13 protein-coding genes are annotated in these 12846 nt (G+C 74.2%); 6 read left to right on the top strand and 7 right to left on the bottom strand.

Annotated elements, in window-relative coordinates:
• The first annotated feature begins 108 nt into the window (after positions 1-108).
• From ACFC1T_RS00695 to ACFC1T_RS00685, 3 genes are all read left to right on the top strand, one after another.
• Complete coding sequence (locus ACFC1T_RS00695) at positions 109-453, top strand: rodlet layer protein (RefSeq protein ID WP_375881773.1); 345 nt, start codon at positions 109-111, stop codon at positions 451-453.
• Positions 454-536: 83 nt separating this feature from the next.
• Entirely contained in the window at positions 537-881 is a 345-nt protein-coding gene (locus ACFC1T_RS00690; protein ID WP_188309838.1) for a rodlet layer protein, read from the top strand.
• A 131-nt stretch (positions 882-1012) separates the two neighbouring features.
• Complete coding sequence (locus ACFC1T_RS00685) at positions 1013-1279, top strand: hypothetical protein (RefSeq protein ID WP_375881771.1); 267 nt, start codon at positions 1013-1015, stop codon at positions 1277-1279.
• 62 nt (positions 1280-1341) lie between these two features.
• On the opposite strand, the gene hemB is transcribed toward ACFC1T_RS00685, so the two are convergent.
• The 7 genes from hemB to ACFC1T_RS00650 all read right to left on the bottom strand — a co-directional run bounded on the left by hemB (position 1342) and on the right by ACFC1T_RS00650 (position 8626).
• Positions 1342-2328, bottom strand: coding sequence for a porphobilinogen synthase (hemB, locus tag ACFC1T_RS00680; protein WP_375881769.1), 987 nt, complete (start codon positions 2326-2328; stop codon positions 1342-1344).
• 74 nt (positions 2329-2402) lie between these two features.
• Positions 2403-4040: a uroporphyrinogen-III synthase gene (locus ACFC1T_RS00675; protein WP_375881767.1), complete on the bottom strand. Its 1638-nt coding sequence runs from the start codon at positions 4038-4040 to the stop codon at positions 2403-2405.
• Entirely contained in the window at positions 4037-5041 is a 1005-nt protein-coding gene (hemC, locus tag ACFC1T_RS00670; protein WP_375881765.1) for a hydroxymethylbilane synthase, read from the bottom strand. Before hemC ends, ACFC1T_RS00675 begins: the two co-directional genes overlap by 4 nt.
• Positions 5042-5082: 41 nt before the next feature.
• Positions 5083-6423 (bottom strand): glutamyl-tRNA reductase, encoded by a 1341-nt coding sequence (locus tag ACFC1T_RS00665; RefSeq protein WP_375881762.1) that lies wholly within the window; start codon positions 6421-6423, stop codon positions 5083-5085.
• Between the two features lie 25 nt (positions 6424-6448).
• On the bottom strand, positions 6449-7345 hold the full coding sequence (locus ACFC1T_RS00660; RefSeq protein ID WP_375882336.1) for a redox-sensing transcriptional repressor Rex: 897 nt from the start codon (positions 7343-7345) through the stop codon (positions 6449-6451).
• Positions 7346-7452: 107 nt separating this feature from the next.
• Complete coding sequence (locus ACFC1T_RS00655) at positions 7453-8187, bottom strand: exonuclease domain-containing protein (RefSeq protein WP_375881759.1); 735 nt, start codon at positions 8185-8187, stop codon at positions 7453-7455.
• Between the two features lie 163 nt (positions 8188-8350).
• Positions 8351-8626, bottom strand: coding sequence for a glutaredoxin family protein (locus ACFC1T_RS00650; protein ID WP_375881756.1), 276 nt, complete (start codon positions 8624-8626; stop codon positions 8351-8353).
• A gap of 119 nt (positions 8627-8745) precedes the next feature.
• Here ACFC1T_RS00650 and ACFC1T_RS00645 point away from each other — a divergent pair, with 119 nt between their 5' ends.
• The 3 genes from ACFC1T_RS00645 (at position 8746) to ACFC1T_RS00635 (ending at position 12732) form a co-directional block, all read left to right on the top strand.
• Positions 8746-9768 (top strand): HAD family hydrolase, encoded by a 1023-nt coding sequence (locus ACFC1T_RS00645; RefSeq protein ID WP_375881755.1) that lies wholly within the window; start codon positions 8746-8748, stop codon positions 9766-9768.
• Between the two features lie 555 nt (positions 9769-10323).
• A complete protein-coding gene (locus tag ACFC1T_RS00640) occupies positions 10324-11142 on the top strand; it encodes an ECF subfamily RNA polymerase sigma factor, BldN family (protein ID WP_375882333.1) in 819 nt (272 codons plus the stop codon).
• A gap of 288 nt (positions 11143-11430) precedes the next feature.
• Positions 11431-12732 carry a DUF5667 domain-containing protein gene (locus ACFC1T_RS00635; RefSeq protein WP_375881752.1) on the top strand — a complete coding sequence of 434 codons (1302 nt, stop codon included), beginning with the start codon at positions 11431-11433 and terminating at the stop codon, positions 12730-12732.
• Positions 12733-12846 lie beyond the last annotated feature (114 nt).

Raw genomic sequence — 12846 nt, 5'->3', positions numbered from 1 at the left:
CCGTGCCGTCATTCTTTGATCTGGACGTCAGTGACTGCAGACCGGGTCTGAGCGTCCGACGCGTTGCTACGCACGGAAACCGAAAGCATTTCAGAGAGGGATCTCCCCATGATCCAGAAGTCCTTCGCCGCCGCCGGCCTGGCCGTCGCCGCGCTCGCCGGCGCCGCCGCTCCCGCTTCGGCCATCGGTGACGCGGACGGCTCGGCCGCCTCCATCGAGGGCAACGGCGGCACCAACTTCACCGGGACGGTCGGGAACAACAGCCCGAACTTCCACTTCCTGGACAACGCGAACGTCTGCCTCCCCGAGATCCACAACATCGCCGTCGGCGTTCTCGGTGTGGCCGTCCCGGTCGAGGTCCCGATCGCCAACAGCGGTGGCAAGCAGTACTGCACCCAGGGCCAGGGCACCCAGAGCCACGGCGACGCGGGCGTGTCCCACCTGGTCGGCTGACGTTCCCCCAGCCCACCTCCGCACCACCCCCCTGAACCACCCTCGAATCGCTCCCCGATTCACCCTTGAGAGGAAAACCGGAAATGATCAAGAAGTCCCTCGCCGCCGCCGGCCTGGCCGCCGCCGCCATCGCGATGTCCGCCGGCTCGGCTTCCGCCATCGTCGACTCGGACGGCGCCGCCACCTCCGTCCAGGGCAACGGCGGCACCAACCAGACCGGCACCCACGGCAACGGCAGCCCGAACTTCCACACCCTGGACAACGCGAACATCTGCCTGCCGGAGGTCCACAACATCGCCGTCGCCGTCGTCGGCGTCGCGGTTCCGGTCGAGGTGCCCGTCCTGAACAGCACCCCGAAGCAGATCTGCAACGTCGGCCAGAACACCCAGTCCTCGGGCGACGCGGGTGTCTCGCACCTGATCGGCTGATCAAGGGGCACGGCACGGACGGAGGGCCCGGGGAGGAAGAGCTCCCCGGGCCCTCCGGGCTTGGCAGACAAGAGTCACAGCACCAGTCAGAGGACGGGCGCCCCGGGCGCCCCCACAGAGAGGGCAGATCCATGAAGAGCACGCTGGCCAAGGCCGCCCTGACCGTCACCGCCGCGCTCGCGCTCGCCGGTGCCGCCACCCCGGCGTTCGCCCACGTCGGCCTGGTGGGCGGCGGCGGCATCGTCGCCTCCGGTGACCACCCGTTCGTGGCCGGTGGGGGCTTCGGCGTCGGCCACACCACCGACGTCGTCGCCGGCGGCTTCGCCGAGGGTGCCGCCACCTCGACCGACCTGATCGGCGGCGGTGCGGGCTTCGCGCACATCAAGGGCTGGAAGTAGCAACGAGGAAGGCCGGGCCGCTCCCCGCGGGGGGAGCGGCCCGGCCTTCTGCTGTAGCGGTGCTACTGCTGCTTGAGCAACGCGGCGGCCTCGACCGCCCAGTAGGTGAGGATCTGCTCGGCGCCGGCCCGGCGGATCGAGGTGAGCGTCTCCAGGATGGTGCGCTCCCGCTCGATCCATCCGTTGGCGGCGGCGGCCTCCACCATCGAGTACTCGCCGGAGATCTGGTACGCGGCCACCGGCACCGGCGAGGCGTCGGCGACCTGCCGCAGGACGTCCAGGTACAGCATCGCGGGCTTGACCATCACCAGGTCCGCACCCTCGGCGAGGTCCAACTCCAGCTCGCGCAGCGCCTCGCGGGCGTTCGCCGGGTCCTGCTGGTAGCTCTTGCGGTCGCCCTTGAGCGAGGAGTTGACGGCCTCGCGGAACGGCCCGTACAGCGCGGAGGCGTACTTGGCGGTGTAGGCGAGGACGCTGACGTCCTGGTACCCGGCCGCGTCCAACGCCCGCCGGACGACGCCGATCTGACCGTCCATCATCCCCGACGGGCCGACCATGTGGACGCCGGCCTCGGCCTGGACCACGGCCATCTCGGCGTAGCGCGCCAGGGTCGCGTCGTTGTCCACGCTGCCGTCCTCGGCCAGCACGCCGCAGTGGCCGTGGTCGGTGAACTCGTCCAGGCAGAGGTCGGACATGACCACCAGCCGGTCGCCGACCTCGGCGACCACGTCGCTGATGGCCCGCTGGAGGATCCCGTCCGGATTGGTGCCCTCGGAGCCGACGGCGTCCTTCACCTCGGGCAGGCCGAACAGCATGATGCCGCCGACTCCCGCCTCGGCGGCCTCCACCGCGGCCTTGCGCAGGCTGTCCCGGGTGTGCTGGACCACGCCGGGCATCGCGGCGATCGGCTTGGGCTCGCTGATGCCCTCGCTGACGAAGGCGGGCAGGATCAGCTCCGCCGGGTGCAGCCGGGTCTCGGCGACCAGTCGGCGCATCGCCGGGCTCTGCCGCAGTCGACGGGGGCGAACGTACGGGAATTCAGCGGACACGGCTTCTCTCTCCGAACGGTTGTGCAGTACTGGGGGCGACGAACCGCCGCCCCCAGCACCATAGTTGAGGGATCTCAGCGGGCCTTGCGGCGGGATCCCGGACGGCGCTCGCTGGGCCGGTAGACCGGCTCGCCCGCAGCCGTCGCGGTGTCCCGGCGCTTGGCGCCGAAGTCTGCCAGCGCCTGGGCCAGCGCGGCCGCCGACGGCGCCGGGGCCATCACGTCGACCCGCAGGCCGTGCTCCTCGGCGGTCTTCGCGGTGGCCGGGCCGATGCAGGCGATGACCGTGACGTTGTGCGGCTTGCCGGCGATGCCGACCAGGTTCCGGACGGTCGAGGACGAGGTGAACAGCACCGCGTCGAAACCGCCGCCCTTGATCGCCTCGCGGGTCTCGGCCGGCGGCGGCGAGGCGCGCACCGTCCGGTACGCCGTCACGTCGTCGACCTCCCAGCCGAGCTCGACCAGGCCGGCCACCAGGGTCTCGGTGGCGATGTCGGCGCGCGGCAGCAGCACCCGGTCGATCGGGTCGAAGACCGGGTCGTACGGCGGCCAGTCCTCCAGCAGCCCGGCCGCGGACTGCTCCCCGGAGGGCACCAGGTCCGGCTTCACGCCGAAGTCCACCAGGGCCTGGGCGGTGGTCTCGCCGACCGCCGCGACCTTGATCCCGGCGAACGCCCGGGCGTCCAGGCCGTACTCCTCGAACTTCTCCCGGACGGCGCGGACGGCGTTCACCGAGGTGAAGGCGATCCACTCGTAGCGTCCGGTGACCAGGCCCTTGATGGCCCGCTCCATCTGCTGCGGGGTGCGCGGCGGCTCGACCGCGATGGTCGGCACCTCCTGCGGCACCGCGCCGTACGAGCGCAGCTGCTCGGACAGGCCGTGGGCCTGCTCCTTGGTGCGCGGCACCAGGACGTTCCAGCCGAACAGCGGCTTGGTCTCGAACCACGAGTGCGAGGCCCGGTGGGCGACCTGCTCGCCCACCACGGCTATCACCGAGGTCGCCGGGTCCACCGGGGCGGAGACCGGCGAGGGCAGCACCCGGGCGATCTTGAGGTCGGCCGCGATGGTGGCCAGCGTGGAGGTGAAGGTCCGCTGGCGGGTGGTGGTGCCGGACAGCGTGGCGCTCAGCGCCGAGTCCGGCTTGCGGCCGTTGGAGACCAGCGCGCCCGCGGTGGCCGGCAGCTGGCCCAGGGTGGTGCGGACCACCAGGGTGGTCTCCGGCGCGCCCAGGTCGACCGGGGCGCCGGACAGCAGCTGGCCGCCGTCCACGAAGCGGACGTCGGTGCCGGCCGCGCCGCGCAGCGGGACGCCCGCGTACGCCGGGACGCCGACCGACTGGGCGACGCCCGGGATCACCTCGAAGGGGATCCCGTCGCCCGCGCAGCTGAGCATCTCCTCGGCGGCGCAGCCGTCCAGGCCCGGGTCGCCGTCGACCGTGCGGACCACGTGCTTGCCGGACCGGACGGCCTCGGCGACCAGCTTGGCCAGGTCGAAGTCGGCGCCCTCGGCGGCCGGGGCGTGCACCTGCACGCCGGCCGGACAGTGGGTGCGCACGGCGGCCGCGGTCAGCGGGTCGGCGACCAGGACGTCGGCCGAGGACAGCACCTCGACCGCGCGCAGGGTCAGCAGCCCCGGGTCCCCGGGGCCGGCCCCCAGGAAGGTGCAACGTCCGGTGGGCTGGCCGGCCGGGAAGAGGGCTTCGGTGGGGCTCATCGGGCTCGCTCCCCCATCAGGGTGGCCGCGCCCGCGTCGAGCAGCCGGGCGGCCAGGGCGTGGCCGAGGGCCCGCGCCTGCTGCTCGGCGGTCTCGTCGAGGACGATCGGACCGTTGGCGGACATCTTCAGCAGGGCGGTGCCGTCGGGATCGCCGACCACCCCGTCCAGCTGCAGTTCGTTCTCCCGGCCCCAGGTGGCCAGTGCGGCCACCGGGGCCGAGCAGCCGGCCTCCAGGGTGGCCAGCAGGGCGCGCTCGGCGGCCACGGCGACCCGGGTGGGGGCGTGGTCCAGTGCGGCGAGCGCGGCGGTCAGGTCCGTGTCGGCGGCGGCGCACTCGATCGCGAGCGCGCCCTGGCCGGGGGCCGGGATCATCAGCTCGGGGTCGAGGTGCTGGGAGATCTCGGCGCTGCGGCCGAGCCGGTTGAGGCCGGCCGTGGCCAGCACCACGGCGTCCAGCTCGCCGGCGCTCACGTAGCCGATCCGGGTGTCCACGTTGCCGCGGATCGCCACGGTCTCCAGCTGGGCGCCGCGGGCCCGGGCCCAGGCGTTCAGCTGGGCCATCCGGCGCGGCGAGCCGGTGCCGATCCGGGCCGGGCGACCGGCCCCGGCCAGCTTCTCCACCAGCTCGTCCAGGGCCAGGCCCTCGGCCGCGACCAGGGCGTCCCGGACGTCCTCGCGGGCGGGGACGGCCGCCAGCGCCAGGCCCTCGGGCGCGGCGGTGGGCAGGTCCTTGAGCGAGTGCACGGCGAAGTCGATCCGGCCCTCCAGCAGGGCGTCCCGCAGGGCGGAGACGAACACGCCGGTGCCGCCGATCTGGGCGAGCGCCTCGCGCGAGGTGTCGCCGTAGGTGGTGATCTCGACCAGCTCGACGGGGCGGCCGGTGAGCCTGGTCACCTCGCGGGCGACCATGCCCGACTGGGCCATGGCGAGCGCGCTGCGCCGGGTGCCGAGCCGCAGGGCGGCGGCCGGAGCCTGCTCGGTGAGCGGTTGACCATTCATGAGGTGATCGTCCCGGTGGTACTCGTGGGATGGCTGACGGTTCATCTGGTGCTCCCGGCCGAAGGCTGGGGGCGGCCGCCGACGGGCGTGCCCGAAACGGCGTGCACGGCCGCCGGGTCGAGGTCGAACAGCTCGCGCAGGGCGTCCGCGTAGGACGCGCCGCCGGGCTCGGCGGCCAGCTGCTTCACCCGGACGGTCGGGGCGTGCAGCAGCTTGTCGACGACGCGGCGGACGGTCTGGGTGATCTCGGCGCGGGAGCGCTCGTCCAGGTCGGGCAGCCGGGAGTCCAGCCGGCCCAGCTCGGCGGCGACCACGTCGGAGGCCATCGCCCGCAGCGCGACCACGGTCGGCGCGATCCGGGCGGCCCGCTGGGCGGCGCCGAAGGCCGTCACCTCGTCGGAGACGATCCGGGTGACCTCGTCGACGTCGCCGGCGCCGGGGCTGGCGGCGTGCGCGTGGGAGAGGCTCTCCAGGTCGACCAGCAGGGCGCCGTCCAGCTCGTGCACGGCGTGGTCGACGTCGCGCGGCATGGCGAGGTCGAGCAGCGCCAGCGGCTCGGGGGCGGTGCGCACGGCGACCGCGGCGGCGACGTCCTCGGCCCGGACCACCACGCCGGCCGCGCCGGTGCAGGAGATCACCAGGTCGACGTCGGCCAGCGCCTGCGGCACCTTGGCGAGGTCCAGGGTGCGGGCCACGTCCGGGCCGAGGATCTCCACCAGGCGCTCGGCGCGGGCCGGCGTGCGGTTGGCGATCAGCAGGTCGGTGACCCCGGAGCGGACCAGGGTGGCGGCGGCCAGCGAGCTCATCGAGCCGGCCCCGACCACCAGCGCGCGCTTGCCGGCGATCTCGCCCGCGCCCGCGGCGACCTGCTCCAGGCCGAAGGTGACCAGCGACTGGCCGGCCTTGTCGATCCCGGTCTCGCTGTGCGCCCGCTTGCCGACCCGCAGGGCCTGCTGGAACAGCTCGTTCAGGCCGCGCCCGGCGGTGTGCTCGTCCTGCGCCTTGGCCAGCGCGTCGCGCAGCTGGCCGAGGATCTGGCCCTCGCCGACCACCATCGAGTCCAGGCCGCAGGCCACCGAGAAGAGGTGGTGGACGGCGCGGTCCTCGTAGTGGACGTAGAGGTGGGAGGTCAGCTCCTCCAGGTCCACCCCGCTGTGGTGGGCCAGCAGCAGCGACAGCTCGGCGACGCCGCCGTGGAACTTGTCCACGTCCGCGTACAGCTCGATCCGGTTGCAGGTGTTGAGCAGGGCGGCCTCGGCGACGGTCGAGGACGCGGCCGCGTCGTGCAGCAGCCGGGTCGGGACCTCACCGGTCAGCGCGGCACGCTCCAGCACGCCGACCGGTGCCGTCCGGTGGCTCAGTCCGACGACGAGAAGACTCATGCCCGCCCCCCACAGCTCTCGGTGTTCACGCGGGCATCACCGCGGACAGCTCGCCCTCGCCGCCCTTGGCGGGCTTGCCCTTGGCCGACGGCTCGGCCGGCTCCTTGGCCGCCGGCTCGGCGCCGGTGCGGCCCTTGCCGCTGCCGCCGGCCGCCCGGCGCAGCTTGGCCGCGGCCGCGCGGACCGGGCCGGGGGCGCGGTCCAGCACCGACTCGGTGCGGTCGGGCTCCTCGCCGGCCTTGCGCTGCTCGTGGAAGGCGAGGATCTGCAGCTCGATGGAGAGGTCCACCTTGCGCACGTCCACGCCGTCCGGGACGGTCAGCACGGTCGGGGCGAAGTTCAGGATGCTGGTGACGCCCGCCTCGACCAGTCGGTCGCAGACCTGCTGGGCGGCGCCGGGCGGGGTGGTGATCACACCGATCGAGACGTGCTGGCTCTCGACGATCGACTCCAGCTCGTCCATGTGGCGCACCGGCAGTCCGGCCGCGGTGGAACCGACCACGTTCGCGTCGGCGTCCAACAGGGCGGCGACCCGGAAGCCGCGGGAGGCGAAACCGCCGTAGTTGGCGAGGGCGTGGCCGAGGTTCCCGATGCCGACGATGACGACCGGCCAGTCCTGGGTCAGGCCGAGCTCGCGGGAGATCTGGTAGACGAGGTACTCGACGTCGTAGCCGACGCCCCGGGTGCCGTAGGAGCCGAGGTAGGAGAAGTCCTTGCGCAGCTTGGCCGAGTTCACACCGGCGGCGGCGGCCAGTTCCTCGGAGGACACGGTCGGCACCGAACGCTCGGAGAGCGCGGTGAGGGCCCGCAGGTAGAGGGGGAGGCGGGCGACGGTCGCCTCCGGGATGCCCCGGGCGCGCGCGGGTCGGCGCGCGGCGCCCTGGTCGGGCGTCTGCGAACTGCTCTGTGGTGATCGGCCGATTGCCACGGTGCTCCTGTGGGTGAAGCTGGGCTTTGGCAGCCAGGCTAAGCGTTTGTGAACGTGTGCACAAAGATGGTGTCCGATTTGTCCCGGCACAGTGACACGCATCACGCCGATGAGCTCATAGCACCGGCCTGTGTCAGGACCACTTCCGGGGCTCGGGCGCCGGGCAGCCAGGGGCCGTACGGCGCCTCCCTGCGCAGCAGTGGCACCGTACCGCCGGACGGCCGGGAACGGGCCCGCCCCAGCCGCGGCCAGGGCACCCGGGCGGCCTCGCGCAGCGGCCCGGTCCAGTCGTCCGGCGGGCAGGACGGGACGCCCGCGCAGTGCCGCAGCAGCTCCGCCGTCACCCGGGCGTCGCCCAGCGCGGTGTGCGCCGGGAACCAGCCCAGACCGGCCGCCTCCGCGCAGGCCGCCAGGCCCTGGCCGCGGGCCTGCGGCAGGTGGGCGCCGGCCAGCCGCATCGTGCACAGCAGGGGGACGGGCGGCAGCGGCACCCCGATCCGGGCGAACTCGCGCTCCAGGAAGGCGTGGTCGCAGCTGACGTGGTGACCGACCAGCACCCGGCCGGCCAGCAGCTCCAGCAGCCGGGGGGCGATCTCCCGGAAGCGGGGCGCGCCCTCGACGTCGGCCTGGCGTATCCGGTGCACATGGGTCGGGCCGACCGGGCCCAGCGGGTCCAGCAGGGTGGCGAACTCGCCCTCGGGGCGGAGCCGATCGTCCAGCAGCACCACCGCGACCTCGACCACCCGGTGCCGCCACGGGCTGCGGCCGGTCGCCTCCACGTCCACCACGGCGAAGCCCGGGGCTGCGGGCAGCGCGGGGGTCGGACGGGGAAGCATGGCGGCACTCCTCGCGTGCTCAGCCCCCCACGGGCGTAAACGCGTTCGATCGTAAGCCGACCGGGGCGCCCGGCCCCACGCCGGAACGGAGTGTCTTCGACAACGATTCGGCGAAGCTCCCCCGCCGGTCGGCGGGGGAGGTGGTGCACGCACGAACCCCTCTTCAGCCGCCCAGGGCCTTGCGCAGGCGGTTCTCGTCGACCCGCCAGAAGTCGTGCTGGCGGCCGTCGACCAGGGTGACCGGGATCTGCTCCCAGTAGCGGCGGTACAGCTCCTCGTCCCGGGTGATGTCCTTCTCCTCGAAGGTCGCGCCCAGCTCCGCCGCCACCCGGACGATCACCTCCCGGGCCTCGTCGCACAGGTGGCAGCCGGGCTTGCCGACCAGGGTCACGGTACGGGCCGCCGGCTCGGGGCTCTTGCGTCGCAGCAGTGGGCTCACCTGCCCATTGTCCTCGACCCGCCCCTCCGGCCCGGGGCGGTGCCCGCCCGGCAGCTGTTCACCGCACGGGCACGGCTCCGTCACGGCCGCTCCCCGCCCGGCTGGCTATGCTCGGTGACATGGCCGTGCTCCGAAGGCTCACCCAGGCGAGACGCTCCACCACCGAGCGGAGCGCCCTGGCGGGCGAGGCCGCGGCAGCGGCGGCCGAGGCCGCGCTGCGCGCCGAACCGCTGCTCTCCCCCGCGACGGACGCCCCGGTGGCGCAGGAGCCCGGGGCGGCCCCCGCCACCGAGGGGAGCCCGGCACCCGGCCGGCCCGGGAAGGCCCCCAAGGCCCCGGCCGGGAACCACACCCCGGACCGGGACGACCCGCGCGCCGCCGCCTTCTTCGACTGCGACAACACCATCCTGCGCGGCGCCGCGATCTTCTACCTCGGCGTCGGCCTCTACCGCCACGGCTTCCTCACCCGCCGCGACATCGCCCGCTTCGCCTGGCAGCAGGCGCTCTTCCGCCTGCACGGCACCGAGGACCCGGACCACATCTCGGACGCCCGCAACACCGCCCTGGGCATCGTGGCCGGCAAGCGCACCGCCGACCTGGAGGTGATCTGCGAGGAGGTCTTCGAGCAGGTCGTCGCCGACAAGATCTGGCCGGGCACCCGCGCCCTGGTCCAGATGCACCTGGACGCCGGCCAGCGGGTCTGGCTGGTCACCGCCGCCCCGCTGGAGGTGGCCCGGATCATCGCCCGGCGGCTCGGCATGACCGGCGCGCTGGGCACCGTCGCGGAGGCCCGGGACGGCCACTACACCGGCCGACTGGTCGGCGACCTGCTGCACGGCCCGGCCAAGGCCGCCGCGGTGAACGCGCTGGCCCGGCGCGAGCGGCTGGACCTCGACCGCTGCGCGGCCTACAGCGACTCGGCCAACGACATCCCGATGCTCTCGCTGGTCGGCCACCCGTACGTGGTGAACCCGGACGGCGCGCTGCGGCGGCACGCCCGGGCGCAGGGGTGGCGGGTGCGCGACTTCCGGACCGGGCGCAAGGCGGCCCGGGCGGGCCTGCCGGCGGCGGCCGCGCTCGGGGTGCTGGCCGGTGCGGCCGCGGCCGGGGTGGCGCTGCGGCGCCGCCGTCGGCGCGGCTGAGCCCCGGTCCGGGCCGGACGGCCGTCCACGGAACCGTTTCTGCCGCTCCCCCGTGCGGGTGAGAGGGCGTCAATCAGGGGCCTGACCTGGCCCCTCGTACGAGCGAACTCCCGGCTCCGGCACGGCTGTCCGGGCCCGCTGTGCGAACTTGTCACCCGGTGACCGGTTCTGATCGTTCGCCAGGCCGGGAAAGTCGGGGGTTGCGGAGCCCCAAGGCTGGGAAACCGCCCGCAGTGCCGCCGAATTGGTCACCCTGGGCGCCCGAACGGTCACGTTGAGCCGGATGAACGCTGACATCTCCGGTCAGTGTCAGCCGAATATGCGCAACAAATGGATCCCAAACGACCACTTCGACCACACGGTGTAGCTGTCATTGCACAAAGCGTTATTCTCTCCTGGATGCACGTCACCCATGCGTCCCGCTCGAACGGATGTCATGGGGAGTGCTCTCCGCGCAGGCGGAGGTGATCCGTCCACAGTTCTGCCTCTGGGAGTCCCGTGTACCCACCCGTCCGGAACGACGCGCCTGCACCCTCCCGCCCGTCGTCCGCGCCCCTGCGCCCCCGCACCGGCCTCCGCGGCCGCCCGGCCGAGCGGCAGATCTCCACCGGCCTGGACCTGCTGCGCACCCTGCTCCGCAGCCAGCTCGCCGCCTCGCCCCAACTCGTGCCCGCCGGTGTGCCGTTCGGCCACCAGCACGGCCCCGGCACCGCGCTGCGCACCACCGCCGCCGGCTCCACCGGCACCGGCTCGCGCAGCCGCACCGGCAGCACCGGCGTCGGCCGCAGCCGCACGCGCACCGCGCCGAGCCCCGGCTACGAGACCGAGCACAACCCGATCATGGAGCTGGTCGAGCGGGCCCAGGCCGGCGAGAGCGAGGCCTTCGGCCGGCTCTACGACCACTACGCGGACACCGTCTACCGCTACATCTACTACCGGGTCGGCAGCCGGGCCACCGCCGAGGACCTCACCAGCGAGACCTTCCTGCGCGCGCTGCGCCGGATCGGCACCTTCACCTGGCAGGGCCGCGACTTCGGGGCCTGGCTGGTCACCATCGCGCGCAACCTGGTCGCCGACCACTTCAAGTCCAGCCGGTTCCGGCTGGAGGTCACCACCGGCGAGATGCTCGACTCCAACGAGTGCGAGCGCAGCCCGGAGGAGTCGGTGCTGGAGTCGCTCTCCAACGCCGCCCTGCTGGACGCGGTGCGCCGGCTCAACCCCCAGCAGCAGGAGTGCGTGACGCTGCGCTTCCTCCAGGGGCTGTCGGTGGCCGAGACGGCGCGGATCATGGGCAAGAACGAGGGTGCGATCAAGACCCTTCAGTACCGCGCCGTACGCACCCTCGCCCGGCTCCTGCCGCCCGACGCGCGGTGAGGCGACGGTGACCGAGGGAGCGATAGGGCCCGGGCGGGGCCCGACCCGGCGCCGGCCCGACGGCCCGTCACCACTGCCACCCGGGCGACACGTCCGGGTGAACGGTCGGTCCGATGATCAGCCGTGCGTAACCGACCGCCCGTACCGCTCGTTGGCCAGCATGCAAGCCCCCACCAGGCATACGGTCAAGCCGAATTGTGACCTGTCACCCGATGGAGTGGCTTTGGCCCGCCGGGGCAACCGTCCGGCGGGCCGGGGTGTCGACAACGACGAAGGGAGGTGTGGCCCGTGACGGCAAACGTGCTGGAGCACCGACGGGCGAAGGCCTTCGCCGAGGCGCTGGAGGCCCACCAGGCGGAGCAACTCCGCGCGGCCACCGCCGAATCGGCCAACATCGCCGCCGCCGAAGCCGGTTCGGTGGCGATGGCCGAACTGGTCGGGGTGGCCGACGCGCTGGGGGCACTGCCCGGGCCAGTCCTGGACCAGGAGGTCCGGACGGTCCAACGCGCCCAGCTGATGGCCGCGTTCGAGCAGGCCTTCGCGGGCGGGCCGGGTGCCGCGGTGCCCCGCCAGCGCCGCCACCGGGCGATCCGGACGGCGCCGCGCGGCCGGTGGAGCCGCCGCTTCGCGATCGGCGGACTGGTCGCCGGGCTCGCCGTCGGCAGCCTGGCCGGCGCGGCCGCCGCAAGCACCAGTGCCCTCCCCGGGGACACGCTGTACGGCATGAAGCGCGGCCTCGAAGGGCTCCGACTCGACCTCGCGGACTCCGACTCGGAGCGCGGCGAACTGCTGCTCGGCAACGCCGCCACCCGGCTCGGCGAGGCCAACGCCCTGGTCGGGCCGTCCGGTTCGACCACCGGGCTCAGCCCCGGCACCGTCGACCGGGTCCGCCGCGCGCTGGACGACATGCACGCCGACGCCCTCAAGGGCCGCGAGCTGCTGCGTTCGGTCTACCGCAGCAACGGCTCACTGGGCCCGATGCGCGCGCTGGCCGGCTTCGCCCACGACGAGGACGGCCGCTGGAGCGAGCTGCAGGGCCGACTTCCGGTCCAACTCACCGAGCAGGCCCACCTGGTGAACCAGCTCTTCGACGACATAACCGAGGACGTCGCGCCCCTGCGCCTGACCCAGCCCCCCGCCAAGAGCGGTGGACCGGGCGGCACCGGAGCGGGCGACGACTCCTCCTCCTCGACCGGCGGCTCCCCGGCCGGCACCGGGCCCGACGGCTCCGGCGCCGCACCCGGCTCCGCGCAGTCCCAGGGCGGCACGGGCACCGGCAACCGCCCCGGCACCGACCGCGCCCCGGACACCGCCGGCAGCGGCAGCACGGCCGGCGGCGGGGCCAAGGGCGGCGGACTGCCGAGCACCCTGCCCAGCAGCGCACCGGACGCCGTCAACGGACTGGTCGGCAACCTCACCAGCGGGCTCACCGGCGGCCGGCCCTCGCCGAGCGCCGACGCGGCCCCGCCGCAGGTGCCGCAGCCGCCGTCCGGTGCGCCCAGCACGCCGAGCGGCGCCCAGCAGGGCGTGGACGTGCCTCCGCTGATCCCCGGCCTGCTGCCCGGGCTGCGGATCCTCGGCGGGAGCTGAGCGGGGCGGTGGGGGGGCCCGGGGCCCGGCGGCCCCCGCCCCCCCCCCCCGCCCCGGGCCCGCCGGGGGGCCCGCGGGGCCGGGGCCGCGCAACACGGGGCCGGGGGTGACGGG

The sequence above is a fragment of the Kitasatospora sp. NPDC056076 genome, from assembly GCF_042266305.1.
Taxonomy (GTDB): domain Bacteria; phylum Actinomycetota; class Actinomycetes; order Streptomycetales; family Streptomycetaceae; genus Kitasatospora.
Note: the sequence above shows the minus strand (reverse complement) of the source record. Positions and strands in the feature narration are given on the sequence as shown.

Excerpts from the sequence above, each read along its gene's own strand:
- ACFC1T_RS00695 (WP_375881773.1), top strand. The coding sequence starts at position 109 with ATGATCCAGAAGTCCTTCGCCGCCGCCGGCCTGGCCGTCGCCGCGCTC.
- ACFC1T_RS00690 (WP_188309838.1), top strand. The coding sequence starts at position 537 with ATGATCAAGAAGTCCCTCGCCGCCGCCGGCCTGGCCGCCGCCGCCATC.
- ACFC1T_RS00685 (WP_375881771.1), top strand. The coding sequence starts at position 1,013 with ATGAAGAGCACGCTGGCCAAGGCCGCCCTGACCGTCACCGCCGCGCTC.
- ACFC1T_RS00675 (WP_375881767.1), bottom strand. The coding sequence starts at position 4,040 with ATGAGCCCCACCGAAGCCCTCTTCCCGGCCGGCCAGCCCACCGGACGT.
- hemC (WP_375881765.1), bottom strand. The coding sequence starts at position 5,041 with ATGAATGGTCAACCGCTCACCGAGCAGGCTCCGGCCGCCGCCCTGCGG.
- ACFC1T_RS00665 (WP_375881762.1), bottom strand. The coding sequence starts at position 6,423 with ATGAGTCTTCTCGTCGTCGGACTGAGCCACCGGACGGCACCGGTCGGC.
- ACFC1T_RS00655 (WP_375881759.1), bottom strand. The coding sequence starts at position 8,187 with ATGCTTCCCCGTCCGACCCCCGCGCTGCCCGCAGCCCCGGGCTTCGCC.
- ACFC1T_RS00645 (WP_375881755.1), top strand. The coding sequence starts at position 8,746 with ATGGCCGTGCTCCGAAGGCTCACCCAGGCGAGACGCTCCACCACCGAG.